The 26,923-nt window shown below is 67.0% G+C and carries 27 protein-coding genes and 1 pseudogene; 11 read left to right on the forward strand and 17 right to left on the reverse strand.

The window, feature by feature from the left end; translation table 11 throughout:
* Window positions 1-4: 4 nt before the first annotated feature.
* Window positions 5-499, reverse strand: a complete 495-nt coding sequence (locus tag ACNQR1_RS32105) for a hypothetical protein (protein ID WP_418049557.1) — start codon at window positions 497-499, stop codon at window positions 5-7.
* Window positions 492-770, reverse strand: a complete 279-nt coding sequence (locus tag ACNQR1_RS32110) for a putative holin (protein WP_418049558.1) — start codon at window positions 768-770, stop codon at window positions 492-494. The genes ACNQR1_RS32105 and ACNQR1_RS32110 overlap by 8 nt, the downstream gene beginning before the upstream one ends.
* 164 nt (window positions 771-934) lie before the next feature.
* Between ACNQR1_RS32110 and ACNQR1_RS32115 the strand changes: the two genes are divergently transcribed.
* Window positions 935-1,798, forward strand: a complete 864-nt coding sequence (locus tag ACNQR1_RS32115; RefSeq protein WP_418050588.1) for a cyclopropane mycolic acid synthase family methyltransferase — start codon at window positions 935-937, stop codon at window positions 1,796-1,798.
* On the opposite strand, the gene ACNQR1_RS32120 is transcribed toward ACNQR1_RS32115, so the two are convergent.
* Window positions 1,782-2,282: a DUF779 domain-containing protein gene (locus ACNQR1_RS32120; RefSeq protein ID WP_418049559.1), complete on the reverse strand. Its 501-nt coding sequence runs from the start codon at window positions 2,280-2,282 to the stop codon at window positions 1,782-1,784. The two genes, ACNQR1_RS32115 and ACNQR1_RS32120, sit on opposite strands and share 17 nt — an antisense overlap.
* 68 nt (window positions 2,283-2,350) lie before the next feature.
* On the opposite strand from ACNQR1_RS32120, the gene ACNQR1_RS32125 reads away from it, so the two are divergent.
* The gene (locus tag ACNQR1_RS32125; RefSeq protein ID WP_418049560.1) at window positions 2,351-4,345 is read left to right on the forward strand and encodes a prolyl oligopeptidase family serine peptidase; all 1,995 of its coding nucleotides are present in this window, start codon (window positions 2,351-2,353) and stop codon (window positions 4,343-4,345) included.
* Between the two features lie 50 nt (window positions 4,346-4,395).
* Here ACNQR1_RS32125 and ACNQR1_RS32130 read toward each other — a convergent pair whose 3' ends face one another.
* From ACNQR1_RS32130 to ACNQR1_RS32155, 6 genes are all read right to left on the reverse strand, one after another.
* Entirely contained in the window at window positions 4,396-5,241 is an 846-nt protein-coding gene (locus ACNQR1_RS32130) for a hypothetical protein (protein WP_418049561.1), read from the reverse strand.
* A gap of 36 nt (window positions 5,242-5,277) precedes the next feature.
* Entirely contained in the window at window positions 5,278-6,135 is an 858-nt protein-coding gene (gene ppk2 / locus ACNQR1_RS32135) for a polyphosphate kinase 2 (protein WP_418049562.1), read from the reverse strand.
* 63 nt (window positions 6,136-6,198) lie between these two features.
* Window positions 6,199-7,728 carry an aldehyde dehydrogenase family protein gene (locus ACNQR1_RS32140; RefSeq protein ID WP_418049563.1) on the reverse strand — a complete coding sequence of 510 codons (1,530 nt, stop codon included), beginning with the start codon at window positions 7,726-7,728 and terminating at the stop codon, window positions 6,199-6,201.
* 143 nt (window positions 7,729-7,871) lie between these two features.
* Entirely contained in the window at window positions 7,872-9,026 is a 1,155-nt protein-coding gene (locus ACNQR1_RS32145; RefSeq protein WP_418049564.1) for a hypothetical protein, read from the reverse strand.
* 406 nt (window positions 9,027-9,432) lie between these two features.
* Window positions 9,433-10,005: a PA-phosphatase gene (locus ACNQR1_RS32150; protein ID WP_418049565.1), complete on the reverse strand. Its 573-nt coding sequence runs from the start codon at window positions 10,003-10,005 to the stop codon at window positions 9,433-9,435.
* Window positions 10,002-10,520 (reverse strand): mycothiol transferase, encoded by a 519-nt coding sequence (locus tag ACNQR1_RS32155; protein WP_418049566.1) that lies wholly within the window; start codon window positions 10,518-10,520, stop codon window positions 10,002-10,004. Before ACNQR1_RS32155 ends, ACNQR1_RS32150 begins: the two co-directional genes overlap by 4 nt.
* Window positions 10,521-10,575: 55 nt before the next feature.
* Here ACNQR1_RS32155 and ACNQR1_RS32160 point away from each other — a divergent pair, with 55 nt between their 5' ends.
* Window positions 10,576-12,102 carry a protein kinase domain-containing protein gene (locus ACNQR1_RS32160; protein WP_418049567.1) on the forward strand — a complete coding sequence of 509 codons (1,527 nt, stop codon included), beginning with the start codon at window positions 10,576-10,578 and terminating at the stop codon, window positions 12,100-12,102.
* Window positions 12,102-12,593 (forward strand): hypothetical protein, encoded by a 492-nt coding sequence (locus tag ACNQR1_RS32165; RefSeq protein WP_418049568.1) that lies wholly within the window; start codon window positions 12,102-12,104, stop codon window positions 12,591-12,593. Before ACNQR1_RS32160 ends, ACNQR1_RS32165 begins: the two co-directional genes overlap by 1 nt.
* Window positions 12,594-12,596: 3 nt before the next feature.
* On the opposite strand, the gene ACNQR1_RS32170 is transcribed toward ACNQR1_RS32165, so the two are convergent.
* Window positions 12,597-12,980 carry a VOC family protein gene (locus ACNQR1_RS32170; RefSeq protein ID WP_418049569.1) on the reverse strand — a complete coding sequence of 128 codons (384 nt, stop codon included), beginning with the start codon at window positions 12,978-12,980 and terminating at the stop codon, window positions 12,597-12,599.
* A 75-nt stretch (window positions 12,981-13,055) separates the two neighbouring features.
* On the opposite strand from ACNQR1_RS32170, the gene ACNQR1_RS32175 reads away from it, so the two are divergent.
* Both ACNQR1_RS32175 and ACNQR1_RS32180 read left to right on the forward strand, forming a co-directional pair.
* Window positions 13,056-14,780, forward strand: coding sequence for an N-acyl-D-amino-acid deacylase family protein (locus ACNQR1_RS32175; RefSeq protein ID WP_418049570.1), 1,725 nt, complete (start codon window positions 13,056-13,058; stop codon window positions 14,778-14,780).
* On the forward strand, window positions 14,777-15,334 hold the full coding sequence (locus ACNQR1_RS32180; protein WP_418049571.1) for a carboxymuconolactone decarboxylase family protein: 558 nt from the start codon (window positions 14,777-14,779) through the stop codon (window positions 15,332-15,334). Before ACNQR1_RS32175 ends, ACNQR1_RS32180 begins: the two co-directional genes overlap by 4 nt.
* On the opposite strand, the gene ACNQR1_RS32185 is transcribed toward ACNQR1_RS32180, so the two are convergent.
* On the reverse strand, window positions 15,323-16,144 hold the full coding sequence (locus tag ACNQR1_RS32185) for an SDR family NAD(P)-dependent oxidoreductase (RefSeq protein WP_418049572.1): 822 nt from the start codon (window positions 16,142-16,144) through the stop codon (window positions 15,323-15,325). The two genes, ACNQR1_RS32180 and ACNQR1_RS32185, sit on opposite strands and share 12 nt — an antisense overlap.
* Window positions 16,145-16,246: 102 nt before the next feature.
* Between ACNQR1_RS32185 and ACNQR1_RS32190 the strand changes: the two genes are divergently transcribed.
* Entirely contained in the window at window positions 16,247-16,627 is a 381-nt protein-coding gene (locus tag ACNQR1_RS32190) for a pyridoxamine 5'-phosphate oxidase family protein (RefSeq protein ID WP_418049573.1), read from the forward strand.
* An 87-nt stretch (window positions 16,628-16,714) separates the two neighbouring features.
* On the opposite strand, the pseudogene ACNQR1_RS32195 reads toward ACNQR1_RS32190, so the two are convergent.
* The 6 genes and pseudogenes from ACNQR1_RS32195 to ACNQR1_RS32220 form a co-directional block, all read right to left on the reverse strand.
* Window positions 16,715-17,547: pseudogene (locus ACNQR1_RS32195) on the reverse strand (DUF559 domain-containing protein).
* Window positions 17,548-17,693: 146 nt separating this feature from the next.
* On the reverse strand, window positions 17,694-19,316 hold the full coding sequence (gene groL, locus ACNQR1_RS32200) for a chaperonin GroEL (RefSeq protein ID WP_055110509.1): 1,623 nt from the start codon (window positions 19,314-19,316) through the stop codon (window positions 17,694-17,696).
* 272 nt (window positions 19,317-19,588) lie between these two features.
* A complete protein-coding gene (locus tag ACNQR1_RS32205; protein ID WP_418049574.1) occupies window positions 19,589-20,374 on the reverse strand; it encodes a polysaccharide deacetylase family protein in 786 nt (261 codons plus the stop codon).
* A 74-nt stretch (window positions 20,375-20,448) separates the two neighbouring features.
* The gene (locus ACNQR1_RS32210) at window positions 20,449-21,006 is read right to left on the reverse strand and encodes a hypothetical protein (protein ID WP_418049575.1); all 558 of its coding nucleotides are present in this window, start codon (window positions 21,004-21,006) and stop codon (window positions 20,449-20,451) included.
* A 9-nt stretch (window positions 21,007-21,015) separates the two neighbouring features.
* The gene (locus tag ACNQR1_RS32215; protein ID WP_418049576.1) at window positions 21,016-21,855 is read right to left on the reverse strand and encodes an LLM class F420-dependent oxidoreductase; all 840 of its coding nucleotides are present in this window, start codon (window positions 21,853-21,855) and stop codon (window positions 21,016-21,018) included.
* Window positions 21,856-21,904: 49 nt separating this feature from the next.
* Window positions 21,905-22,450: a TetR/AcrR family transcriptional regulator gene (locus tag ACNQR1_RS32220; protein ID WP_418049577.1), complete on the reverse strand. Its 546-nt coding sequence runs from the start codon at window positions 22,448-22,450 to the stop codon at window positions 21,905-21,907.
* Window positions 22,451-22,566: 116 nt separating this feature from the next.
* Here ACNQR1_RS32220 and ACNQR1_RS32225 point away from each other — a divergent pair, with 116 nt between their 5' ends.
* From ACNQR1_RS32225 to ACNQR1_RS32240, 4 genes are all read left to right on the forward strand, one after another.
* Window positions 22,567-23,490 carry an SDR family NAD(P)-dependent oxidoreductase gene (locus ACNQR1_RS32225; protein ID WP_418049578.1) on the forward strand — a complete coding sequence of 308 codons (924 nt, stop codon included), beginning with the start codon at window positions 22,567-22,569 and terminating at the stop codon, window positions 23,488-23,490.
* 112 nt (window positions 23,491-23,602) lie between these two features.
* Entirely contained in the window at window positions 23,603-24,109 is a 507-nt protein-coding gene (locus ACNQR1_RS32230; RefSeq protein ID WP_418049579.1) for a cupin domain-containing protein, read from the forward strand.
* A 2-nt stretch (window positions 24,110-24,111) separates the two neighbouring features.
* Window positions 24,112-25,014, forward strand: coding sequence for a hypothetical protein (locus ACNQR1_RS32235; RefSeq protein ID WP_418049580.1), 903 nt, complete (start codon window positions 24,112-24,114; stop codon window positions 25,012-25,014).
* 178 nt (window positions 25,015-25,192) lie between these two features.
* On the forward strand, window positions 25,193-26,899 hold the full coding sequence (locus tag ACNQR1_RS32240) for a DEAD/DEAH box helicase (protein WP_418049581.1): 1,707 nt from the start codon (window positions 25,193-25,195) through the stop codon (window positions 26,897-26,899).
* Window positions 26,900-26,923 lie beyond the last annotated feature (24 nt).

The raw sequence follows: 26,923 nt of genomic DNA on the forward strand, positions 1-26,923 counted from the left end.
GGTCCTACCGGGCGATCCAGCCGAACACGTAGGCGCCGTAGAAAACCGCGGCGGCGGACATCGCCGCGAGCGGCGCCGACATCAGTGCGATGGCCAGGGCAGATACCACGGGTTTGCGCTGGGCGGTCGACGCCACCAGGGCGCCGACCGTGGTGACGACGATGTAGGCGAGTGCGACGAACACCGGCCAGGTCTTGTCGGGCGACTGGTACCAGTAGTAGTACAGGCCTGCTCCGGCTGCTGCGGACACGAGCCAAACCCCGGCCAGCACGCCGACGAACGTCCACCACTTGACCGACAGGTAGGTCCCTTCCACCACCACCGACGGGGCCGGAGCGGGCAGCGGCGCCGAGGGCGCGTCGTCGGACGCCGTCTCGTCCGGGGTCATGTCTTCCGCGGATGCCGTTTCGGCTGGGAATTCCTCGTCGAGGACCGCGGTCTCCCCCGTGTCGAACAACGGGGTGAAGTCCGCGGTAGAGGTGTCGACGTTCTCAGGCATGGGTGGCCACCTGGATGATCGCGAGGGCGCCGAACCAGCCGGGCGCGATGCCGAGGACACAGGCGCCCAGCGCCGTGACCCACCGCCGCCCCGAAACCAGGACGGTCAATATCCCGAGGACGCCGGGTACCCCGAGGACGAGTGCGATCACGGCGTCGGGCCGGACGGTGGCCGTCACCAGCAATGTCGTGGCAATCCCTGCCAGCAGCCCGACCGCTACGCCGACCAACATGGCGCTGGTCAGCAGCCACGCCCGTGGCAGCGGAATCACTCTTCGACGATAACGCCGCAACCCGCTACGTCAGCGGCACCGGCACGGCGCGCCCCGGCCGATATCGATTCGTAGCCATCCACGTCGGGAGCGGCTCCGAATGCCATATGAGGGTCGCGGCTGCGATCTGCTCCTTGACCGACGAACCAGCAGAAAGGCACCACGTGCCGAAATCCCTGACTCCACACTTCGCCGACGTCCAAGCCCACTACGACCTCTCTGATGACTTCTTCCGCCTGTTTCTCGATCCGACGCAGACCTACAGCTGCGCGTACTTCGAACGTGACGGCATGACATTGGAGGAAGCCCAGATCGCCAAGATCGATCTGGCGCTCGGCAAGTTGGGGCTCGAACCCGGAATGACGTTGCTCGACGTCGGATGTGGTTGGGGTGCGACCATGCGACGCGCCATCGAACGCTACGACGTCGACGTCGTAGGGCTGACGCTGTCGAAGAACCAGGCTGCGCACGTCGGCCAGATGTTCGACGGTATGGACACCGACCGCAGCAGGCGGGTCCTGCTGCAGGGCTGGGAACAGTTCGACGAGCCTGTCGACCGGATCGTCTCGATCGGCGCGTTCGAGCACTTCGGCCGCGACCGCTACCCGGCCTTCTTCGACAAGGCCTATCGGGCGCTGCCGTCCGACGGCGTGATGCTGCTGCACACCATCTGCGGGATCGATCCGCGCAGAGCCCATGAGATGGGCGTGCCCGTCACCTTCGAGCTGGCCAGGTTCATCAAGTTCATCCTGACCGAGATCTTCCCGGGTGGGCAGCTGCCGTCGATCCCGATGGTGAACGAGCACGCGACCGCGGCCGACTTCACGGTCACCCGGGAGCAATCGCTGCAGCCGCACTACGCACTGACCCTCGACGTCTGGGCTGCCAACCTGGAGGCCAACCGTGAGCAGGCCGTCGCGACCCAGTCCGAGGACGTCTACGAGCGCTACATGAAGTATCTGACCGGCTGCGCGAAGCTGTTCCGGCGGCGCCAGACCGACGTCGTCCAGTTCACCTTGGCGAAGTAGGCACCGTCCGCGCCGGTATCGGGCACGCGTCCTCGGCGGCCGCGACGATGTGGCTGCCGGTGTCGGGCGGTCGGACACCGACGCTGTACTGCGTTCCGGTCACCGGAGGCTGCCCGGTTAGCGCGTCGTTCTCGGCCTCGGTGAAGGCGCGGCCGCGGGACAGGAACCGCATGCCTTCGGGTGCTTCCAGGCTGAAGCCGCCGCCGCGACCTGCGACGACGTCGATCACCAGCTGCGTGTGCTTCCACGCCTCGAACTGCGGGCCGGAGATCCACACCGGTACTCCGGTACCGACGTCGAGGATCGCCAGCAGGATGTCGCGGTCACCGACGATGAACTCACCATCGGGGTAACACATCGGGGAGGAGCCGTCACAGCAGCCGCCGGACTGATGGAACATCAGCGGGCCGTGGCGCTCCTGCAGCCGTGCCAGCAGATCGGCGGCAGCGGCGGTGATCAGGGCGCGCGCCGGCGCTTGACCCATCACATCCTCGTTTCTCCCGGGCACTGGTGTAGTTCAGCTCACAGTACGCGCGCGGTAACAATGTGGGCATGGCGAAGGACCCTTACCTGTGGCTCGAGGACATCACCGGCGACGACGCGTTGGCGTGGGTGCGGGCACACAACGAGCCGACGGTCGCGCAGTTGGGCGGTGAGCGTTTCGAGGCGATGCGCTCCGAGGTGCTGGAGATCCTCGACACCGATGCCCGGATCCCCTATCCGGGCCGGCGCGGTGAGTACCTGTACAACTTCTGGCGCGACGAGGCGAACCCGCGCGGTCTGTGGCGGCGCACCACGCTGGAGAGCTACCGGGCCGAGGAGCCCGACTGGGACGTGATCCTGGACCTGGACGAGTTGGCCCGCGCCGAGGACGAGAACTGGGTGTGGGCCGGACCCGAGGTGATCGAGCCGGACCACACGCTGGCCATGATCAGTCTGTCCCGGGGCGGCGCCGATGCCACCGTGGTCCGCGAGTTCGACATGCGGACAAGGGAATTCGTCGCCGGCGGTTTCGAGTTGGCCGAAGCCAAGTCCTCGGTGTCCTGGGAGGACGAGGACACCCTGCTGGTGTGCACCGACTTCGGCGAAGGCTCGATGACCGAATCCGGTTATCCACGTATCGCCAAACGCTGGCGCCGCGGTGAGCCGTTGACCGATGCCGAGACCGTGTACGAAGCCGAGCCGACCGATGTCCGGGTGATCGCCTCGATCGACCGGACCCCGGGGTTCGAGCACACCCGTTTGGGCCGCTACACCGACTTCTACCACCGCATCCGCTACGAGGCCCGCGACGGCGAGCTCATCGAACTCAAGGTCCCGACCGACTCGTCGTTGTCGCTGCACCGCGAGTGGCTGCTGATCTCACTGCGGAGCGACTGGCAGGTGGGTGAGGTCACCTATCCGGCGGGCGCGCTGCTGGGCACCAAGTTCGACGATTTCCTCTCCGGTACAGCCGATCTCGCGATGATCTACGAGCCCGACGAGCACAGCAGCCTGTCGAGTGTGCAGTGGACCAAGGAGAAGCTGATCCTGATCACGCTGCGTGATGTCGCCAGCCACGTCGAGGTCGTCACACCCGGGACGTGGGAGCGCAGGGACGCGCCGGATATTCCGCCTGCGACGGACACCATCGTCGTCGACATCGATCACGAAGGTGACGAGGTCTTCTACAACTCAAGCGGATTCACCACCCCGTCGCGGCTGCTGTACGGCACCGCCGGCGGCCCACTCGTCGAGGTCAAGTCGGCACCGGCGTTCTACGACGCCACCGGCATCCGCGTCGAGCAGTTCTTCGCCACGTCCAAGGACGGCACCGAGGTGCCCTATTTTGTGGTCGGACGCCGTGACGAGCCGAGCCCCACGCACCTCTACGGCTACGGCGGATTCCAGAACTCGTTGACACCGGGCTACATCGGGGGTGCCGGGCGGGCCTGGCTGGCCCGCGGAGGGACCTATGTGCAGGCCAACATCCGCGGTGGCGGTGAGTACGGGCCGGGCTGGCACAAGCAGGCAATGCGGGAGAACCGTCACCTGGTGTACGAGGATTTCGCCGCGGTCGCAACGGATCTGGTGCGCCGCGGCATCACCACCGTCGAGCAGCTCGGCGCATCCGGTGGCAGCAACGGTGGGCTGCTGATGGGTGTCATGCTGACGCACTATCCGGAGCTGTTCGGAGCGCTGGTCTGCAGCGTGCCGCTGCTGGACATGAAGCGTTTCCACCTGCTGCTGGCGGGCGCGTCATGGGTGGCCGAGTACGGCAATCCCGACGACCCGGCCGACTGGGAGTTCATGTCGAAATACTCGCCGTACCAAAATATTTCGAAGGACGCGAAGTATCCGCCGATCCTGATCACCACGTCGACGCGCGATGACCGGGTGCATCCTGGCCACGCCAGGAAGATGACCGCGGCGCTGGAGGCAGCCGGGCACCGGGTGCTGTACTACGAGAACATCGAGGGTGGTCACGGCGGTGCGGCCGACAACAAGCAGGCGGCTTTCAAGGCGGCGCTGACCTACGAGTTCCTCTGGCAGACCATCGGCTCCTAGCCCAGCAGGCCTACCTGCGTCCGTGGGAACGCATCTGAGGTGGCCGGCCGTCAATCCCGACGGCGCAGGCCACCGAGCAACGCCACGATGATCCCGAACACCACCAGCCCACCACCGGCGGCCAGGGTGAGGTTCAGCCATTGGTGCAGGCTGTCGATCGCATGGCCGGCCATGGCGTCGGCGATCTGCCGGATGTCGCCGCTGGTGTGGTTGAGCGCCTCGTTGAGGTAGCGCCGGCCCGTCTCCAACCCGGCCCAACCCGCCGCACCCACCAGCAGAGCGGAAATTCCCAGTGCAGCAAGGGCTTTACCGCGGGCCCGAGCCACCGCCAAGGTCAACAGAGCGAAGACACCGGCCAGCACCGTCACCCCGACGCTGACCCACGGGCCCCACACGGCCAGCGGACGCAATATGCCCGGCCGCAAGCTGTCGGGCGCCGACGACGCGATGGGCACCGTCAGAGTTTGCGGCACCTCGACACCGAAACCGGACAGGGTTTCGCGGAACGAGTCGTCCGAGAGCATGGGGGCGAGGTCGATCACCCAGTTGCCGTTCTCGTTCCGGGACAACCGGTCGGTGAACATCCAGGTGTGCGCGACCTGGTTGGCCAGGGCGAACTGACCGGGAAAATCCGGACGTGAGGTGTAGGCACCTGCCACGGCGCGGATCCGTCGCGAGTCCACGTCGGTTCCGTTCTGCGCCGCCAGGGACTGCACCTGGGTGGTGAGTTCACCGGCCACCGCCTGTTGTAACTGCGGGTCGGTCGCCGCAGCCGCGGCGAACGCCGAGTAGCCCTGCTGGTCGATGATGTTCTTCTGCACCCACGCCGAGGGCACGGCGGCCGCCAGCAGGATCGTCGTCAGCACCCACAGGAACAGCGTCATGACGAATCGCACGCCGTCCTCCTAGTTCTCGGGCGGCGGTCCGACTGCTCAGTCCGACAGGGCACGCCCCACGATCAGCGGATCGGCGTGGCCGACCACGTCAAAATCCTTGTTGTCGTAATCGAACTTACCGAGCACGTAGCGCATGGCGTTGATGCGGGCGCGTTTCTTGTCATTGCTCTTGACCACGGTCCAGGGCGCCATTTCGGTGTCGGTCCAGGCGAACATGTCTTCCTTGGCCGCCGTGTAGTCCTCCCACTTGTCCAGCGACGCGAGATCGGTGGGTGAGAGCTTCCACTGCCGCACCGGGTCGACCTGGCGGATCGTGAACCGGGTGCGCTGCTCGGACTGTGTGACGGAGAACCACAGCTTGGTCAGGCTGATGCCGTCGTTGACCAGCATCTGCTCGAACAACGGGGCCTGGCGGATGAATTCGGCGTGCTGTTTGGGCGAGCAGTAGCCCATCACGCGCTCCACCCCGGCGCGGTTGTACCAGGAGCGGTCGAACAGCACGATCTCACCGGCGGCGGGCAGGTGCTGCACGTAGCGCTGGAAGTACCACTGCGTGCGCTCCTTCTCGGTCGGCTTCTCCAGCGCGACCACCCGGGCGCCGCGGGGGTTGAGGTGCTCCATGAACCGCTTGATGGTGCCGCCCTTGCCGGCCGCGTCACGTCCCTCGAAGACGATGACGTGCCGCAGTCCGTTGCCCTGGCTCCACTTCTGCAGCTTCAGCAACTCGATCTGCAGCAGGCGCTTCTGCTCCTCGTACTCCTGACGCGACATGCGGTCCTCGTACGGGTAGTTCTCCCGCCAGGTGTCGACGACCTCGCCGCCGGGTTCCAGCAACAGCACGGGGTCGTCGTCATCGTCGTCACGGACGGTGTAGCCGGTGATGTCCAGAGTCACCGGCCGACGGTATCCACCCCGGCGAACACCAAGGTGTCGCCGGGGTGAACGGCCGGTAGGTCGCTACTTGGCCTTGCGGCGTGGACGCGCCAGCGCCAGCTTGGTCAGCAGCTTGTTCATCCGGACGATCGCCTTCTCCGAGTTGTTGTAGTAGCTGCCGCCTGCGCCCACACTGGTGCGCGGCACCACCACGGTCTCCTGCTTGCAGAACTTGCGCACCCCGTCGAGGCCGCCGAAACGCGCACCGATGCCCGAGGTCTTCCAACCGCCCATCGGCGCGGTGGTGCACATCAGGTTGGAGATCACGTCGTTGACGTTGACCGCGCCGCAATCAAGCTGCAGCGCAATGGCCTTGGCGCGATCGACGTCCTTGGAGAACACCGACGCGCTCAGCCCGTACGGGCTGTCGTTGGCCAGCCGGATGGCTTCTTCGACCGACGACACCTTCATGATCGGCAGTGTCGGCCCGAACGTCTCCTCGGTCATGCAGGCCATCGAGTGGTCGACGTCGACGAGCACGGTGGGCTCGAAGAAGCTGCCTCCGCCTTCGGGGCGCTTGCCACCGGTCAGCGCCTTGGCGCCGGCGGCGATGGCCTCGTTGACGTGCCGTTCGGTGATCGCCACCTGGCTGTCGTCGATCTGGGAGCCGAAGTGGTAGCCCTCGCCGGTACCCATCTTGAGGTTCTCGACGGCCTTCACCGTGGCGGCGACGAACTGGTCGTAGACCGGATCGAGCACATAGACCCGCTCGACGGACACGCAGGTCTGGCCTGCGTTGAACATCCCGCCCCACACCGCGGCGTTGGCGGCGAGCTCGACGTCGGCGTCCTCGAGCACGATCATCGGGTCCTTGCCGCCGAGCTCCAGGCTCACCGGGGTCAGCCGACGAGCGGCACGCTCCATCACCTTGGCTCCGGTGGCACAGGAACCGGTGAACTGGACGTAGTCGGAGTTGTCGATGACGGCCTCGGACACCGCACGCGCACCTTGTGCGAGGGCGAAGACCTCGGGGGCACCGGAATCCAGCCAGCCGCGCAGCAGCACCTCGGCGGTCAGCGGGGTGCGCTCAGACGGTTTGAGCAGCACTGCGCACCCGGCGGCCAGGGCGCCGATGGCGTCCATCATGGCGTTGGCCACGGGGTAGTTCCACGGCGCGATGATCCCGACGACGGCGCGCGGCCGGTAATGCACCGAGATCTTCTTGATCGACATGATGGGCAGCGCGGCCGGACGGGTATCCGGCGCCATCGCCTGCTCCACCACCTTGATGTAGTAGGAGAGGATCATGATCAGCAGCGGGACCTCTTGCGCGGCGTCCATGGCCGACTTGCCGGTCTCGGCGATCAGGAGTTTCTCGATCTCGTCGCGGTGGTCGCCCAACCACACCGCGTAGCGGGAGAGCACCTTGGCGCGGCCTTTGGCGCCGCGGGCCTCCCATTCCTTCTGAGCTTCCCGCAGACCGGCCGCGATACGCGGCACGTCGGCGGCGTCGGTCCAGGTCACCTGGCCGGCGACGGCCCCGGTGGCGGGGTTGTGAATAGTGCCGGAACCCGTGAAATCCGCGGTCCGAGCTACATCTGGCGTCGCTGTCATGAGGCCTATGTTAATCACCGTGTGTGACCCACGTCGCACCGGGGTTGACACCTGTCAAGTGCGCTCGATTCGCGACCCCGCGCCCAGATCGCGGAGACCCCTTGTCCACGATCTGGGCGCGGGCCCGGTACCGGAGGAACCCCTCAGTCCTCCGAACCCTTGGCCTTCTTCTGCTCGGCCGCCTTCTTGTTCTTCGGGGCGAGTTTCTGGGCCACGTTCTTGACCGCCTCGCGTGCCTGCCCCACCGCCTTGTCCACGTTCGACTTGGCCTTGGCCCTGCGCTGCTCGGCCTTGTCCTTGGCGTCGGTCACCGCGGCGTTGAGACTCGTCACGTGGGGCTTGAGGTTGGCCACGTCCGGCTTGCGGTCCTCGTCACCGGGGGCCGACAGGAGCCGGCTCCGATCGAGGCTGCTGGTGATGACGTTGCCGGTGCTGTCCACCTTGTCGCGGACGCCGAGCACGTTGGCGGCGGCGATGCGCACGGAATCGCGTGCACCGATCAGTTGGTTGTTGCGGAACTGCATGAGGGCGCCGTCACCGGTGGGGTCGGTCGGGTCGTGATTGGTGCCGCCACCGAGCCCGGCCGGGAGCGCCTCGGCCAGCCCCTCGATGGCCGGATCCGCGGCCCACAGCGGGGCATCGATGTATTCCTTCACGGCCTTGTATACCGCAAGGTTGTCGCCGGACGCCATCGCCTGCGCCACCGAGACGAGACCGACCGCCCCCAGCACGACGCCGTTGACGCTTCGCACCGCCGACTCCTGCAGTCCCTGCGCGAGGGCCGCGGTGTAGTTCTCGTTCGGCCACGGGGTGTCGACGTCGAGCGCCGCGGCGAACTGAGCGTTGATGGCGTCCCGGAGGCCCAGCAGCTCGTTGTTGCGGAACTGCATGAAGGCGCCGTCGCCGGCCGTGGTGTTGGTGACGTGGTCCGAGCCTCCGCCGAACTCATCCGGCAACGTGATGGCGATCGCCTCGATGAGCGGATCGGCAACGTACACCGGCGAATCGACAATCTGCCGGATCTGGGAGAACAGTCGCTCGTTGTCGCCGGCCGCGAGCTGGGCCGCAAGGACGAACGGGGTCAGCGGTGCCTGCACGAACTGCTCAGCGAGCCGCTGGCCGGCCATGAACACCAAACCCGCTTGGTTCATACCCTCGAAGCTGGCCATCAGCGCCGCCGACGCGTCCACCATGCGTGGCGGCGTCGGCGGTGACGCAACGACAGGAGTGATCGCGATGGCACCGGCGGTGGCGATGGCGGCACACGCGGTCAAACTGCTCGAAACACGACTGTTCAAGATGAGATCCCCTCGATGACTTGCTATTTGGGCTGCGCCGGTAGCTCGGCACGCGCAGAAAATTACTCTTCGCTCATCAAGATCTCAGCTTTTTCTCAGGTGACGATTTTCAGTTGTTGCGTTTGCAAATATCTCACGGACCGACACTGTTGCCGCAAAACCCGAAAAGTAGCCTTACGCCCAGCTCGTGATCGATGACCAGAGTTTGCTGAGCCATGGCACCCGATCTGAAAGTCTTGCCGAATGCAACACCGGTCGCCGGCCTGTGGACCGAACTGCCAACTGGTGCTTGATGGTTGATCGATCTTGAACATGCCTGCGGGCGACCGGGTCGCGCGTCGTGCCTGACGACCTCGCGATTCGAGTTGGCCAGCGGGTGAACCGTGCGCGGCCCCCGGCTGATCGCTCAGCGAAGTCCGGCGGAGGCGGTGCCGGCCGGGCCGTGAGGCGCACCGCGAGCGAGTACCGCCGCGACGCACACCAACGACGTACTCAGCAACACGGCGCCGATGGTGTCGGTGAAGTAGTGGAAGGTCATCGAGAGGCCGAACACGCCGAGCACGCTCACGGTGATCGCGAGAATCAGCGCCCAGAGCGCGACGCCGGCCAGCACCACGAGCAGACCGGCCACCGCCACGAGGAAGGTGGCGTGTCCGCTGGGATAGGCCAGGGCACCCCCTTTTTCCCGCCCGAAGAGGGGCTTGGCGATCCGCACGATGCCGATCGCCAACAGCGGGGTCAGCACCATGGCGAGGGCCAGCCGGGTCCGGCGTTGCCGCACGGCCACAACGATGCCGCCGAGCAATGCCACGGCCCCCACGATGGGCTTGCTGAACAGCAGAAAGACGTCCCGATACGAGCCGAGCCCGACCCCGATCTGCTGGAACCAGTCATCGATGCCCACCGGCCCGGTACGCACCACCCAACCGAGCAACACCATCCCGGCGAGGCCGATGGGCGGCCACCACCGGACGATCAAGGGATGATGCCGCGCAGGTATGCCGCCTGGCCGAGGTGCTGAGCACAGTCGTCGATGATGCTGACCAGCCGCGCGCTCGCCGTCACGGGCGGGTCCCATCCCGGATCGACGATGCGGCCGAGGTCTTCCGCGGTCACCCCGGCGATGTAGGCCAGCGTCACCTTGTGCACTGCCAGGTAGTACCCCGCCAGCAGTTCGGCCGACGCGTGCACTTTCGCAACCTCGTCGGGAGTGTGCCCATATCCGATGTCGTTACCCGGCAGATCGAGACCGAACCGGTCCTTCCACCCGTCGCGGGTCCAGACCTGCTCGATCCCGGCGATGTCGCACAACTGCAGGTCCTGACAGCGGGCGCTGTGCCAGATCAGCCACGCGATGCTGTTGGCCTGCGGGGTGGGGCGGTAACTCGAGACCTCTTCGGTCAGCCCTTCGGTGAGATCGTCGACATGCTCGATGAGCCGGGTGAATGCGTCACGCAGCAATTCTCGGACGGCATCGGAATCAGCGGCAGCCATGGCCTCGACGCTACTCGCGAACCGGCCCGGCACCGGTCCGACTACCATCACGGGCATGCCGTTGAATACCGGCGACGTGTTCGCCGGGTACACGATTCAGCGTCTACTCGGCTCAGGCGGCATGGGCGAGGTGTATCTGGCGCAGCATCCGCGCCTACCCCGCCAGGACGCGCTCAAGATCATGCCCGCCGCGCTCACCGGTGACGCCCAGTACCGCGACCGGTTCAACCGCGAAGCCGACATCGCCTCCTCGCTCTGGCATCCCCACATCGTCGGCCTGCACGATCGTGGCGAACACGAGGGACAGCTGTGGATCGCGATGGACTACGTCGACGGCACCGACGCCGCTCGCTACGTGCGCGAACGGCACCCCGAGGGCATGCCCCTGTCCGAGGCTGTCGAGATCGTCACCGCCATCGCCGAAGCCCTCGACTACGCGCACGAGCGCCACCTGCTCCACCGCGATGTCAAACCCGCCAACATCCTGCTGACCGGACCCGAGGTGGCTCAGCGTCGAATTCTGTTGGCGGACTTCGGCGTCGCCCGCCGGATCGACGACATCAGCGGGATCACCGCCACCAACATGGCCGTCGGCTCGATGGCCTACTCCGCCCCCGAACAACTCCTGGGGCAGGCGATGGACGGACGGGCCGACCAATACGCCTTGGCGGCCAGTGCATTTCAACTCCTGGCCGGACATTCGCCGTTCCACCATTCCAATCCGGCCGTGGTGATCAGCAAGCAGCTCAACGAGCTCCCGCCCAGTCTGCGCAGCAATCGTCCCGAACTGGCCCACCTGGACGAGGTGATGCTCAAGGGCATGGCAAAAGACCGCGATGGTCGCTATGCGCGGTGCGGCGATTTCGCGAAGGCGCTCGCCGACGCCCGGGCGAGCACCCCGGTTACGCAGCGCCCTCCCAGGGTGCAACCGGTGGCAGCCCGGCCGGTGCCGGCGCAACGGGTCTCGACAGATCCGCCGCGGATCATCGCGGCCCAGGCCTTCACCGCACCCGCTCCCCCGGTGCTCAGTGCGCCGCACCACTCCCCCACCTGGTCGGGCCCCAGCCCGATCCCGCAACCTCGTGGCCCCCAGAAGCGCAGCGCTGCAAGGGTCGTCGTGCCGAGCGTGCTGGCGGCACTACTGGTGTGCGCCATCGGCTTCGCGATGAGCCAGTTCGTCCGCGCCGCCCCGACGGCGAGCACCACGCCGTCGTGGCAGCCCTACGTCGACGCGGCCCGGACCTTCGCGCTGCACACGGTCACCGTGAGCGCCGACACGGCGGACAGCGATCTCGAGGCGATCATGGATGGAGCCACCGATGAGTTCCGCGCCGATCTGAAGAGCCAGGCGCCGCAGATCAAGCGCAAGGCCCAGGAATTGGGCGTCAAGACCGAGGGCACGGTCACCGGGGCCGGCGTCGAATCGCTGTTCTCCGACGAGGCGGTCGTGCTCGTCACCGTCGACACGAAGGTCACCGTCACGAGCAATCGGGTCGGCGTGGTCTCACTGCAACGGGTGCGGGTCACCGTCGACCATGTCGACGGCGCCTACAAGGCCTCGAAGCTGGAGTTCGTGAACTGATGCAGACACGCACACGGGGTTGGACGCAACTGGTCGGCGCCCTCGTCGCCGGCATCATCGTCGTCATGGGCCTGGGTTTCTGGCAGTTGGCGGTCAAGAGCCGGCCGGCGCCCGTGCCCGTCGCCGACGACGACCACGCCCGCGAGCAGGTCACCGAGTTCGTGGCCACCAACGTGGTCAAGGTACTGAGCTTCGCCCCCACCACCAGCCGCAGTGAGATCGACGCGGTCAGTGAACTGCTGACCGGCTCGGCGGTCGATGAGTACCGCAAGACGATCCGCACGAAGCCGGACAACGTCACCCAGACCGCGACTGTCCGCAACACCGGTGTGGAGTCGCTGTCTGCCGACGAGGCCATGGTGGTGGCGTTCGTCGACCAGAAGGCCGAGCCCGCGGGTGGGGGTGAACCGACCAAGGACGCTCTGGCGTACCGGGTCAGCCTCACCCGCGTCGACGGCGACTGGCTGATCTCGGAACTGGAACTGCTCTAGCGGCTACTGCACCGCACCGTGGAATACCGCCTCGACGTTGTTGCCGTCCGGATCCCGGACGAAGGCGCCGAAGTAACCCGGGTGGTACTCGGGCCACAGCCGCGGAGCGTGCAGCGACTCGGCCCCGAGTTTCAGCGCGGCGTCGTAGAACGCCTGCACCGCATCGGTGTCGGCTGCATGGAACGCCACATGGATCTCCCGGTTGGGTCCGCCCGCCTCGCCCGCACTGGCATCGGCAATCCAGAAGTCGGGCTTTCCTTCACTGCCGTAGCCGATCGCGACCTGGTAGTCCATCTGGCGGCTGTACCCGAGCACGCCCAGCACGGAGTCGTAGAACTCCTTCGATTTGGCCCAGTCACTGCAGTTGATTCCAAAGTGATCGATCACCGGTCGATCCTTGCACTCAGCACCGACATCTCAGCGCCTGTTCCCCGATCGGCCATGGCGTCGTAGGTTAGTTAGATGAGCTATGACCTGTGCATCCGCGGCGGCACCATCGTCGACGGTCTGGGCGGCGAACCGTACGTGGGAGACGTCGCCGTCCGCGACGGCGTCATCGTCGAGATCGGGTCGGTGGCGGGGACCGCCGAACGTGAGATCGACGCCACCGGGCTGTTGGTGACTCCCGGTTTCGTCGACCTGCACACGCACTACGACGGTCAGGCGATCTGGTCGGACCGGCTCAACCCGTCCTCGGCGCACGGCGTCACGACGGCGGTGATGGGCAACTGCGGAGTCGGGTTCGCGCCGTGCCGCCCCGACGATCACGACGTGCTCGTCGACGTGATGGCCGGCGTGGAGGACATCCCGGGCGTCGTCATGGTCGACGGTCTGCCGTGGACCTGGGAGACGTTCCCGGAATTCCTCGACGCCCTGGGGTCGCGGCACCTGGACATCGACGTGGCGGCGTTCCTGCCGCACTCCCCACTGCGGGTGTACGTGATGGGCCAACGGGGCGTCGACCGGGAACCGGCCACCGCCGAAGATCTGGCGATGATGCGCAAGCTCGCCGCCGAGGCGGTCAACTGCGGCGCGCTGGGCTTCGCCTCGTCGCGGCTGACGATCCACAAGACCGAGAGCGGCAGGCCGATTCCCAGTTACGACGCCGGCTATGCGGAGATCGAGGCGATAGCCCGGGGCGTCGACGACGCCGGCGGCGGCCTGATCCAGTTCGTGCCCGATCTGGTCGCCGGCGATTACGAACCGGCACTGCAGACGGTGTTCGACGTCGCCGCCGACGTGGGACTGCCCGTCACGTTCACACTGGCGGTCGGCAATGCCGGGCCGCCGTTCTTCGAGGACGCGCTGCGGATGGTGGAGAAGGCCAACTCCAACGGCGGCAGCATCTCCGCACAGATCTTCCCCCGGCCGATCGGGCTCGTGCTCGGCCTCGAGCTGTCGGGCAACCCGTTCGTCCTTTACCCGAGCTACCGCGAGATCGCTCACCTGCCGCTCGCGGAGCGGGTCGCGGAGATGCGCAAACCCGAAGTTCGCCAACGTATTCTGGCCGATTCTCCGGCCAGCGACGGGCATCCGCTGATGTTCGCGGTGCAGGCCTGGGACTACATGTATCCACTGGGCGAGCAGCCCGACTACGAGCCCGACCCGTCGAACTCCATCGGCTCCCGGGCCCGGGCCCGCGGCGTGGACCCGCTGGAAGAGGCCTACGACCGCCTGCTCGACGACGACGGGCACGCCATGCTGCTGGTCACGCTGGCCAACTTCCGCGACAATTCCCTCGACACCGTCTCCGAGTTGATCCGGCGCGACGACGTCATCCTCGGCCTGGGAGACGGCGGCGCGCACTACGGCATGATCTGCGACGCGAGCTTCCCCACCTACCTGCTGACGCACTGGGTCCGCGACCGGGGCACGGGGATGCTGACCGTCGCGGATGCCGTCCGGGAACTGACCTCGGTACCCGCCCGGGTCGCGGGGCTGGCCGATCGCGGTCGAATTGCCTTGGGCTACAAGGCTGATCTCAACGTCATCGACCATGCTGCGCTGCGGTTGCACCGGCCGGTCGTCGCCTACGACCTGCCCGGCGGCGGGCGTCGCCTCGACCAGACCGCGGACGGCTACGTCGCGACCGTCGTCTCCGGTGAGGTCATCGCCGAGAACGGGGTGCCGACAGACGCGCGCCCCGGTCGACTCGTTCGTGGACGGCAGCCGGCGCCGCGCTCATGAGCCGCGTCGCACCGCTCGCCCCGCCGTGGAGCGAGGACGATGCCGCGGGCATCCAGAGTTGGGGTCACCCCGACCGGACGTACGAGCCACTGCTGCTGGTGCGCTGCCTGCAGCGGCATCCGAAGCTGGCAGCCAAGCTGCGCAAGCTCGGTGAGGCCCTCTATGTGGACACGCTGCTTGCACCGCGGGTGCGCACCATTGCGATCCTGCGGATCTGTGCGCGCCTGGGCTGCGCCTATGAATGGGGTGGGCAGGCCGCGTTCTGGAGTCCGATCGCGAGGGTTACCGACGCCGAGTGCGATGCTCTGGTCACCGGCGCCGACGTGGGCTGGTCGGCCTCCGAACGAGTGCTCATCGACGCGGTCGACGAGGTGGAACGCACCGGCTCATGGTCGACGACGACGTGGGATGCGTTGGGCGACAACTTCGATGAGGAACAGCGGATGGAGCTGTTGATCGCCATCGGCTGGTACCGGACCATCTGCACTCTGTGCAACGGCCTGGACCTTCCGGTGGAGGGGTGGATGCGGCGCTGGCCGGGTTCAGCGGGCTGAGGAGTCGCGGCGCAGCGCCGGATGTTGTCTGGCCAGCATCGGCAACAGCAGCCGGCGCGGCATCAGCTGCGCCAGGCGGGTGCTGACCCAACTGGGCGCACCGGCGATCACCTCAGCCCTGTCGTGTGCCAGCGCGTCGATGCCCACCCGCGCCACGTCGCGGGCCGGCATCCAGAGGAATTTCGGGAACGCGGCGGCAAAGGCACGTTCGTCCATCCCCGCGGACTTGAGGAACTCGGTACGCACCGGGCCCGGGTTCAGCGTCGTCACCGTGACCCCGGTTCCCGCCAGTTCGGCGCGCAAGCCCTCGGTGTAGTTGCGAACGAACGCTTTGGTGGCCGCATACCCGGCCTGCCCCGGAAACGGGTGAAAGCCCGCCGTGGATCCGACGTTGAGGATGGCGCCGCGGCCCCGCGGCACCATCGACGCCACGGCCCGGGTGCACAGGTCGATCACGGCTTCGACGTTCACCCGCACCTGAGCGATCTCGGCGTCCGGGGTGGAACGTGCCACCGCACCCATGGTGCCGATACCCGCATTGTTGACCAGGATGTCCACCGTCAGCCCACGACTCTCGATTTCGTCGAAAAGCGTTGCCCGGGCTGCGGAGTCGGCGATGTCACACGGGATCACCTCGACCCGGACCCCCGGTAGTTCGGCCGCAAGCTCGGCCAGCTTGTCGGCACGGCGGGCCACCAGGGTGACGCCATATCCCCGGGAAACCAGTTCCCGTGCGAGCTCCGCGCCGATCCCCGACGACGCCCCGGTGACGACGGCGGTGCTGGTGGGTGAGGGCGTCGGCAGGGGCATGGGGTTGAAACTACCCGCTGGGATCCACGCCGCGCGGAGGGTAATCCGCACCAGTCCATCGGGTCGGACCCACCGGCGCCCGTACCGGCCTATTCTCACGTCATGAGCGTGAAAGTGGACCTCAACCAGCTGGCCGACAAGCTGGCGGACTACACGTTCGCCTACCTCGTCACGGTCGACGACAACTACCACGCACACACCGTCGCGGTGGAGCCGCACCTGGTCAACGGCGTCATCCACGTCGGCCCGGTCGGAGGGCACACCCGGAGAAACCTCGCGTCCCACGAGCACGCGACACTGGTCTGCCCCCCGCGTCAGCCCGGCGGGTATTCATTGATCGTCGACGGGCGAGGCCAAGCCGGTACGGCCGGCGACGAGACCCATCAGATCGTGCCCAGCCGCGCGGTGTTGCATCGCCGGGCGGCGACGCCCGGGCCGCCTGGCCAGTGCGACAGCGACTGCATTGTGTTGTCGGAGAACTGAACTGCGGACACCCCGTCGAGCCCGCCGAGCGTGGCGCTCATGCCCGCGATCACCTCGGAATCCGTGCATCAGAGTCACACTCGCCAATCAGATCGGGCAGCCGGCGGCCCGCAGCTTCGCCCGCACACGGTCGACGATGATCTGCGGCCGGGTCATCATCTCCGCGCTGACCCGGACGACGGACCAACCGGCCTCTTCCAGCAATGCGATGCGGTCGATGTCCCAGGATCGCTGCCGCCGATCAGTCCAGTGCTGAAGGCCGTCTTACTCGACTGCGACCTTCCACTCCCGCCATCCCATGTCGACGCGGATATGCAGGTCACGAAACTCAATCTGGGTCTCGGGGGTCGGTAGGCCGCCGTCGACGATGACAAGACGCAGCCTGCTCTCCTGAGGAGACTCGGCTCCACCGTCGAGCAGGGGCAGCACCGAACGCAGCCGAGCGACGCCCCGGACTCCCGGGTGCGCGTCGGCCACGGCGAGCACATCGGCGGGCTTGATGTTCGTGGCGTTGAGCAGCGCATCTACGAGGGGCACCGCGACTCGGAACGATGTGACCGGCCGAGGTCGAACGCCGTGCGAGCCGGGGTCGTCAAACGCATCCCGGCGACCGTGCACGTCTCGGCGGGACCGAGTGTCCACGAGCGCACGACAATTCCGGCGGGTGCGCGACGGTCGGTGCGAATGATCTCCGCGGGTCTGTCCGGGTTCAGCCACTTGGCGCCCAGGACGGCCGCGGCCGACGTTCCGGCAAGCGTCGCACCGGTGAACAGCCAGGCAGCCTGAGCTCTGATCCGGGCGGTGATCTCGAGGTCGCGCCGGACGTAGACGTCCCGATAGACAGCGACGTGATGGCGGGCCAATCCGCGGCGGGTCAACTCACCGCGGCGAACTGCGGCGCTTCCGATGAAGGGTTCCATGCCCGCAGGCTGGCGAGCCATGCCGACGAATGTGACGCCCGTGCACGGAAACTCGTGGATTGCTGTGCATGAACGCCACGCTGGGGACAGACAACGAAACAGCCCTGGCACGCGGAGCGCGCCAGGGCTGTTTACGTTGCGACTTCTTAGAAGTCCATACCGCCCATGCCACCGGTCGGGTCGGCCGCGGGGGCCGCCTTCTCCGGCTTGTCGGCGACGACGGCCTCGGTGGTGAGGAACAGCGCCGCGATGGACGCCGCGTTCTGCAGCGCCGAGCGGGTGACCTTGACCGGGTCGGCAACGCCGGCGGCCAGCAGGTCCTCGTACTCACCGGTCGCGGCGTTCAGGCCGTGACCCGCGGGCAGGTTCGACACCTTCTCGGCGACGACGCCCGGCTCCAGACCACCGTTGAAGGCGATCTGCTTCAGCGGGGCCGACAGCGAGACGCGCACGATGTTGGCGCCGGTGGCCTCATCACCGGTGAGCGACAGCTCCTCCAGCGACGGAGCCGACTGCAGCAGGGCCACGCCACCACCGGCGACGATGCCCTCTTCGACGGCAGCCTTGGCGTTACGCACGGCGTCCTCGATGCGGTGCTTGCGCTCCTTGAGCTCCACCTCGGTGGCAGCGCCGGCCTTGATCACCGCAACACCGCCGGCCAGCTTGGCCAGGCGCTCCTGCAGCTTCTCGCGGTCGTAGTCGGAGTCGCTGTTCTCGATCTCGGCGCGGATCTGGGCGACACGGCCCTGGATCGCGTCGGCATCGCCGGCACCCTCGATGACGGTGGTCTCGTCCTTGGTGACCACGATCTTGCGGGCGGTGCCCAGCAGCGCGACATCGGCGGTCTCGAGCGAGAGGCCGACCTCTTCGCTGATGACCTGGCCACCGGTGAGGATGGCGATGTCCTGCAGCATGGCCTTGCGGCGGTCACCGAAGCCCGGGGCCTTGACGGCCACAGACTTGAAGGTGCCACGGATCTTGTTGACCACCAGGGTCGACAGGGCTTCGCCCTCGACGTCCTCGGCGATGATCAGCAGCGGCTTGCCGGACTGGATGACCTTCTCCAGCAGCGGCAGCAGGTCCTTGACGGTCGAGATCTTCGAGCTGACCAGAAGGATGTAGGGATCCTCCAGGACGGCTTCCTGACGCTCGGCGTCGGTCACGAAGTAGCCCGAGATGTAGCCCTTGTCGAAGCGCATACCCTCGGTGAGCTCCAGCTGGAGACCGAAGGTGTTGCTCTCCTCGACGGTGATGACACCCTCGTTGCCGACCTTGTCCATGGCCTCGGCGATCAGGTCGCCGATGGACTGGTCTCCGGCGGAGATACCGGCGGTGGCAGCGATCTGCTCCTTGGTCTCCACCTCCTTGGCGGACTTCAGGAGGGTCTCGGTGACCTTTTCGACGGCCTTCTCGATGCCGCGCTTCAGGCCGAGCGGGTTGGCGCCGGCAGCGACGTTGCGCAGACCTTCGCGAACCAGTGCCTGGGCCAGAACGGTGGCGGTGGTGGTGCCGTCGCCCGCGACGTCGTCAGTCTTCTTGGCGACCTCTTTGACCAGCTCAGCGCCGATCTTCTCGTACGGGTCCTCCAGCTCGATCTCCTTGGCGATGGACACACCATCGTTGGTGATCGTGGGGGCGCCCCACTTCTTCTCCAGGACGACGTTGCGACCCTTGGGGCCCAGCGTCACCTTTACCGCGTCGGCGAGGCTGTTCAGGCCCCGCTCGAGGCCGCGACGGGCCTCTTCGTCATACGCAATTGTCTTAGCCATTGCGAAGTGATTCCTCCGGATAGGGGATCGCACGTTGTGTGGTCAGGTTCAGTGCCCGCGACGGACGGCGTGGGTGTGCTCCCGCAGGTGCGGTCCCTGCCTCACCGGCCCGACCTGGCACTCACTGATCGAGAGTGCCAACTGCATTCTTAGCACTCGACCAGGGCGAGTGCAAGGTTGATGAGTGCTTGCTCAGCGTCTCGTACTACGCCGCTGGCGAAATGCGGATCAGACGCCACATCAGCACCACCGGGAGGTCGCGCCGCCCGCTTCTACCGGGGAAGCACGAACTGCCAGCCCGCGGCCTGCATGGCGGGGATCGCGTCGGCGAATCCGGCGTGGGTACCCGATGAGGGATGGTTCATGTGGGCGATGACGATCGACCCCGGGGCCGCATTCATCACGTTGGACCGCACGGCTGCGGCGGACGCCGTCGCGCCGTTGTCCGCGTTGACGCTGAACCCGAGCGGTTGTTCGCCGAGTTCGTGCACGATCTCGACCGCCACGTCGTCGTAGTGCGCGGTGCCGGGACGGAACCAGGTCGGGGCCCGGCCGGTCAGGGCGGTCAACCGCTGGTGATTGCCCCACACCTCATCGACCACCTCATCGGCCGACCGGGTGCCTGCGATGCCGTAGGCAGACCGCCCGGTGACCGACAGCGGCACATGCCGGGTGCCGTGGTTGCCGATCTCGAACAACGGATTGCCGGCCAACTGCCGCGCCCGGTCCGGGTTTCTGTCGAGCCACTTCGAATTGAGCATCAGTACCGCCGGCACACCGTTGCGCTGAAGAGTGTCCAGTAGTGCGTCGTCACAGGCCCCGTCGCAGGCGTCGAACGTCAACGCGACCTGTCGGCCGACGGCGGCGAAGGACGTGGTGATTCCGGGCAGGGCCATTCCCCACTGGGTGGGCGTGCGCCGCTTGTTGGTCACCGCGACCGACGGCGGGGCGATGGCGTTCGGGTCGGCATGCGCGGCCGGCACCCCGGCGCGCAATGCGTAGCCGGCGGCGATCGAACCGACGGCACCTGCCGCCAGGAACGCGCGCCTGGTGATCACATCCGCCGACGGTAGGTCCGCATCTTGCCGGCCGGCCGTCGATTGGCTGTGGGTTGGCTGCGGGACCCGTATGGTCAGTGCCCCTGCGAGAGCACGAACAGTTCGACGCGGTCGCCGTTGCCGGCCAACAGCACGGTCTCGCAGTCCGGCGGGGTGCCCCGGTAGTTGTCGGTCAGGACGTCGGTGCCGTGCAGGGTCCGGGTACTGACCGCGAGCCGGGTCCGGGTATCGCAGTGGAATTTCGGGTCGTGAGTGAAGTCCTGATCCACGATCTCGTCATCGCAATCGACATCCCGCAGTGGAGGGAAGTCCGGATTCCCCTGGTTTAGCGCCTGTTTCGCGGCGTCGAAATCTCCACCGGCGGTGTAGCGACCTCGATAGAAATCAGCACCCGCGAACTGCCGAACCACGGTCATTTCCTCGAAGGCGAACCCGTCGGGGATTCCGATGCGGCGCAGTTCCATCGCCTTGCCGGCCCCACCGGCATCCAGGTCATGGAGACCGAGGGAGTCGTCGTCCCCGAAGGACAACCCGAAGACGATCACCGAGGCCACGATCAGCAGCCCCACACCCGACGCCACGACGGCGACCGCGATCACCGCCACCATCCACCAGTTGGTCCCCCGACTCACCCTCTCAGGCTATTGCGCCTGAGACCCGTACTTGTGCACCTGTTCGACATAGTCATCGAGCAGGCGCAGCGATTCGTCCTTACCGACGGACGGCAGGAACAGCCCCAGCTGACCGAAGCCGAGTTCCTCGGCCGCGCGCCAATAGTCGGGCTTGATGGGGGCGCCGAACATCATCAACGGCGCATCCTTTGCACCGCCGTCACGGATCTGGCCGATGCGTTTGGCCAACACGTCCCTCGGGAGCGGGTTGGAAATCCAGCCCGCGCCATGGCGGATCACGCGCTTGACCGTGGCATCCGAGTTGCCGCCGATATAGATGGGCGGGTGCGGTTTCCGGACCGGCTTGGGCCGGCAATAGGACGAATCGAAGTTGATGTACTTGCCGTGATACTCGGCAGGTTCGTCGGTCCAGAGCGCCTTGACCGCCTCGATGCTCTCGTCCAGCCGTGCGCCGCGGGTTTTCGGATCGGTGCCGTGATCGCGCATCTCTTCGAGGTTCCAGCCAGCCCCGACTCCCAAGACGAACCGCCCGCCGGAGATCAGGTCGATGCTCGCAGCCTCCTTGGCGGCGTGGATCGGGTCGCGCTGGATGAGCAGTGCAACGCCGGTCACGAGTTCGATCGTCGAGGTGACCGCGGCCGCGGCCGCGAGCGTGACGAACGGATCGAGCGTGTTGTAGTACCACGGCGGCAGATCCCCGCCACTGGGATACGGAGATTCCCGGCTTACCGGGATGTGGCTGTGTTCGGCGACGATCAGGGAGGTGAATCCCCGCTCCTCGATCGCTCGGGCCAGCGATACCGGATCAATGCTGTCGTCGTCGACGAACGTCGAGATGCCGAATTTCATCTGGCCGACGCTACTCGCGATGCAACCATCGAAGACGCCATCGTCACCGTCATCCTTTCGCCCGTAGACCGTCGAACACCACCGAGGTGACGTGCTCGGCCACGTCGGCGTTATAGCTCTGCATGGCCTGGCACCCGACCAGAAGTGCCTTCACATCAGCGACCGTGACGTCGCCGCGCGCCGTGCCCGCACGTTGCGCGGCGGCCAGCAGTTCGCCGAGCACGGTGAGGTACTCGTCCTCGGCTTCGGGCACCACGGTGTTGACGTCGATGCCCGATCCGGCCAGCGCGTCGACCAGCCCACGATCGGCAGCGCCCCACTGCAGCACCATCGACCGCAGGAATATGAACATCGCGTCGGCCGGGTCGGCCTCGGCCAGCAGGGTCCGCCCTTCCTCGACGACGCTGCGGATCCGCTCGGCGATCACCGCCTGGAACAACGCTTCCTTGGTCGGGAAATGCCTGTAGACGGTCCCGGCCCCGACGCCCGCCCGCCGCGCGATCTCGTCGATGGGCACGGACAGTCCGTCGGCCGCGAACGTTTCGTAGGCGACCTCCAGCACCCGGGCACGGTTCCGTGCCGCATCCGCGCGCATTTCCCATCACCTTCCAAACCAGTCAGCGACAAACCATTGACAAAACGGGGCGCGCGTTCCGTATATTCGAACGCAACCGGAGTGCCCACTCCGTTTAGCCCTATCAGGAGTCTCTCATGACAAAGTGGACCACCGCCGACATTCCGGACCAGTCGGGCCGCACGGCCGTCGTGACCGGCGCCAATACCGGCCTCGGGCTCGAAACCGCCAAGGCCCTGGCCGCCAAGGGCGCCCACGTCGTCCTTGCCGTACGCAACCTGGACAAGGGAGAGGCCGCCGTCGAGTGGATCTCGCGGTCGGTACCGGACGCCGACCTCGGACTGCAGCGCCTGGACCTGGGCTCGCTGGCTTCGGTACGCGATGCGGCCGACGAGATCAGGGCCAACCACGACACCATCGACCTGCTCATCAACAACGCCGGCGTGATGACGCCTCCGAAGGAGACCACCACCGACGGGTTCGAATTGCAGTTCGGCACCAATCACCTCGGCCACTTCGCCTTCACCGGCTTGCTGCTCGACCGGCTCCTGCCGGTTGCCGGCTCGCGCATCGTGACGGTCAGCAGCATCGGCCATCGCTTCTCGCCCGGGATCCGGTTCGAGGATCTGCAGTGGGAACGCAGCTACAACCGTCTCCAGGCGTACGGCCAGTCCAAGCTCGCCAACCTGCTGTTCACCTATGAACTGCAGCGCCGCCTGATCGGGCAGCACACCACGGCCCTGGCCGCCCATCCCGGCGGGTCCGACACCGAACTGGCCCGGCATCTCCCCCGCGTCGCACAGCGCGCGGTCCCGCTGTTGCGTCCGCTCTTCCAGGAGGCCGCAATGGGCGCACTGCCGACGCTGCGAGCGGCGACGGATCCTGGCGCCCTCGGCGGCCAGTACTACGGCCCCGACGGACTCGGCCAGCAGAAGGGCCACCCGAAGCTGGTGACCTCCAACGAGCGGTCCTACGACATCGAGCTGCAGCGCCGGCTGTGGGCGGTGTCCGAGGAACTGACCGGCGTCACGTACCCGGTCTTGCAGGACTCGCGCGCCTGAATTCTCTTCACCCTCTTCGCCGATTTCGACACCAGGGCAGTTCCGCCGCGATTCGACCGACCCTGGTGTCGAAGTCGGCGCGAACGACCACGCCGCGTCTAGGCTGGCGTTCGTGTCGTTCTGGGATCCCAGGAATGTGCCGCCCTATCCCCCGGCTCGTTACACCAAGGACGAGCCGGAAGTCAGCGCCTGGCTGAAGCGCGGCGACGAGCCGCCCGACTACGACTCATTGGGCCTCGTCAAGTACCACTACCTGGCCAACCAGCAGCAGACCAATGGCGACTATGGGCTGTACCGCGTCGACATCAGCCCGCAGGGCGGCGGCCCCGGCCCGCATTTTCACCGCGCCATGTCGGAGGCCTTCTTCGTCCTGTCCGGCACCGTCAAGCTTTACGACGGAAACGATTGGCGCGACGGCAATCAAGGCGATTTCCTGTATGTCCCGCCGGGCGGAATCCACGGCTTCCGCAATGAGGCGGACGCGCCGACGTCGTTGTTGATGTTGTTTGCTCCCGGCGCGCCGCGGGAGGCCTACTTCGAGGGCTTCGCCCAGCTGGCCGACCTCACCGACGAGGAACGCGCCGAGTGGTTCGTCAAGAACGACAACTACTTCCTCTGACCGTGAACCGCTGGCTGACCCTCGCCTGCGCCGCGTTGGCGTCCACGGTGCTCGCCGGATGCGTGGACGACCGGGGCGGTGAAGCCGAGTCGATCGGCACAAAGATCCGCGAGCTACCCGGCGTCGAGACCGTCGAGGTCGACTACAAGAACGACTTCACCCACGGCGAGTTCTTCGACCTCGACGTCGGGCTCGCTACCGCAGCCACCCCCGAACAGGCCCAGGGTGTGGTCCACACGTTCGTGTCGGCCGCGAACGGCGTCGAGTTCGACACCCACTACGCCGTGCTGAAGATCGGCAACAACAAGGGCCACGTGACACTGCGTCCGTTGTCCGGCACGGGCACCGACGTGGTGGCGCGGTGGTTCGGCGTGATGTCCTCCCCTGTCGTCGAACGTGTCGCGATGGGGGCCGACCACCCCGCGATCGTGACGCTGCGCCAACCGGTCGACACGGGCGCGGCAGAGGAGTTGCTGCGTCGGCACCCGGAGCTCGACGGCGCGCAGTGGCTCCTGCAAGTGCCGAAGACGAGCGAATTCGAGTCGACCAGTACGTACACCTCGTACGGCGTGATTCCTGACGCCGCAACTCAGCAGGCATGGACCGAGATCGTCCGGCTCGCGGGCCCGCATCTGGTCATGGGCAAATTCGGCACCGACCCGACCACCGACCGACCGGTCTCCAGCATCGAGATCAGCATGAAGCCCAACACCAAACCCCGGGATGGCGAAATCGCCACGTCCGTCGCGGCCGTTCTGGCCGGGCTCGGCCGGCCTGTCGATCTGATCATCAAAGGCGGCCACCAGTGGGTGGAGATCACGATCGGCGGCTGCTTCCGGCACGAGAAGGCGCACCTGCCGTCCGTGCTCGAGGCCGAGCTGGCCCGCGAGTACGAGCGATGCTGAGCGTTTGCTCCATCGCCGCGGGTGCACGGCGCGAACACGGCACGCGCCGGGTGAGCGAACGAGCGGGGCCTGCGGCAGACAACCAGCTCGGCGAGCGACACGCCCGGCGCTTTCCTGCAGAGATGCGCCGGCGTAACGCGCTGGCCTAGACTGCTTTCCGACTGAGAGGAGTCCTCGGGTGCGGGCTGATGCAGCGCCCAGCACCCAGGCACTTCGGGGCTGGCAGCGCAAGGCGCTGGTGCGGTATTTGACTGCCAAACCGCGCGACTACCTGGCGGTCGCCACCCCGGGCGCAGGTAAGACGACGTTTGCGCTGCGGATCGCGGCGGAGCTGCTCAACGATCGCACGGTCGACGCGATCACCGTGGTGGTGCCCACCGAGCACCTCAAGATCCAGTGGGCCCAGTCGGCGGCGCGCAACGGCATCGCACTCGATCCGAAGTTCAGCAACTCCAACTCCCAGACCTCGGCGGAGTATCACGGCGTCGTCGTCACCTACGCCCAGGTCGCCAGCCATCCGACCCGGCACCGCGTACGCACCGAGAACCGCAAGACCCTGGTCATCTTCGACGAGATCCACCACGGCGGTGACACGAAGAGCTGGGGCGACGCCATGCGCGAAGCCTTCGACGACGCCACCCGGCGGCTGTCCCTCACCGGGACCCCGTTCCGCAGCGACGACAGCCCGATCCCCTTCGTGAACTACGAGCCCGACGAGAGCGGGTTCCAGCGCTCCCGGGCCGACCATGTGTACGGCTACTCCGATGCGCTGGCCGACGGGGTGGTCCGGCCCGTGGTGTTCCTGGCCTATTCGGGTGAGGCCCGCTGGCGCGACAGCGCCGGCGAGGAACATGCGGCCCGACTCGGCGAGCCGCTGACCGCCGAGCAGACCGCACGGGCCTGGCGTACCGCGCTCAACCCGGCCGGTGAGTGGATGCCCGCGGTTATCGCCGCCGCCGACAAGCGGTTGCAGCAGAAGCGTCAACATGTGCCCGACGCCGGCGGCATGATCATCGCCACCAACCAGACCACCGCCCGCGCCTACGCCGACCTGCTCACCAAGATCACCGGCGAAGCGCCCACCGTGGTGCTCTCCGACGATCCGGCCGCGTCCGACCGGATCAGTCAGTACTCGGAAAGCACCAGCCGCTGGCTGGTCGCGGTGCGCATGGTGTCCGAGGGCGTGGACGTGCCCCGGCTGTCGGTCGGGGTATATGCGACGAGCGCCTCGACTCCCTTGTTCTTCGCGCAGGCCATCGGCCGGTTCGTGCGCTCCCGCCGCCCCGGCGAGACCGCGAGCATCTTCCTGCCGTCGGTTCCCAACCTGCTTCTGCTCGCCAGCGAGATGGAAGCCCAGCGCAACCACGTGCTGGGCAAGCCGCATCGTGAGTCCGACGGGCTCGACGACGAGGCGCTCGAAGCTGCCGAGAAGCGCAAGGACGAAAAGAGCGAACTCGAGAACGGCTTCGAGTCCCTCGGCGCCGACGCCGAGCTGGACCAGGTCATCTTCGACGGCTCGTCCTTCGGCACCGCCACCCCGGCCGGCAGCGACGAGGAAGCCGACTACCTCGGTATCCCCGGCCTGCTCGATGCCGAGCAGATGCGAGATCTGTTGCGCCGCAGGCAGGATGAGCAACTCACCAAGCGCACCGCCGAAGCCGCGGTATCGGGCGGTCCACCCTCGCCGCGCACCACGCACGGCCAGATACGGGAATTGCGCCGTGAACTCAACGCGTTGGTGACCATCGCGCATCACCGCACCGGTAAACCGCACGGCTGGATTCACAACGAGCTGCGCCGCATCTGCGGCGGCCCGCCGGTCGCCGCCGCGACCACCGATCAGCTCAAGGCGCGCATCGAAGCCGTGCGGGACCTGAAGGCCTGACAGCCGCCCGCACGACAAAAAATC

Origin of the sequence: Mycobacterium sp. 48b, assembly GCF_048282725.1 — a bacterium.
In the GTDB taxonomy this organism is placed as follows: Bacteria; Actinomycetota; Actinomycetes; order Mycobacteriales; family Mycobacteriaceae; genus Mycobacterium.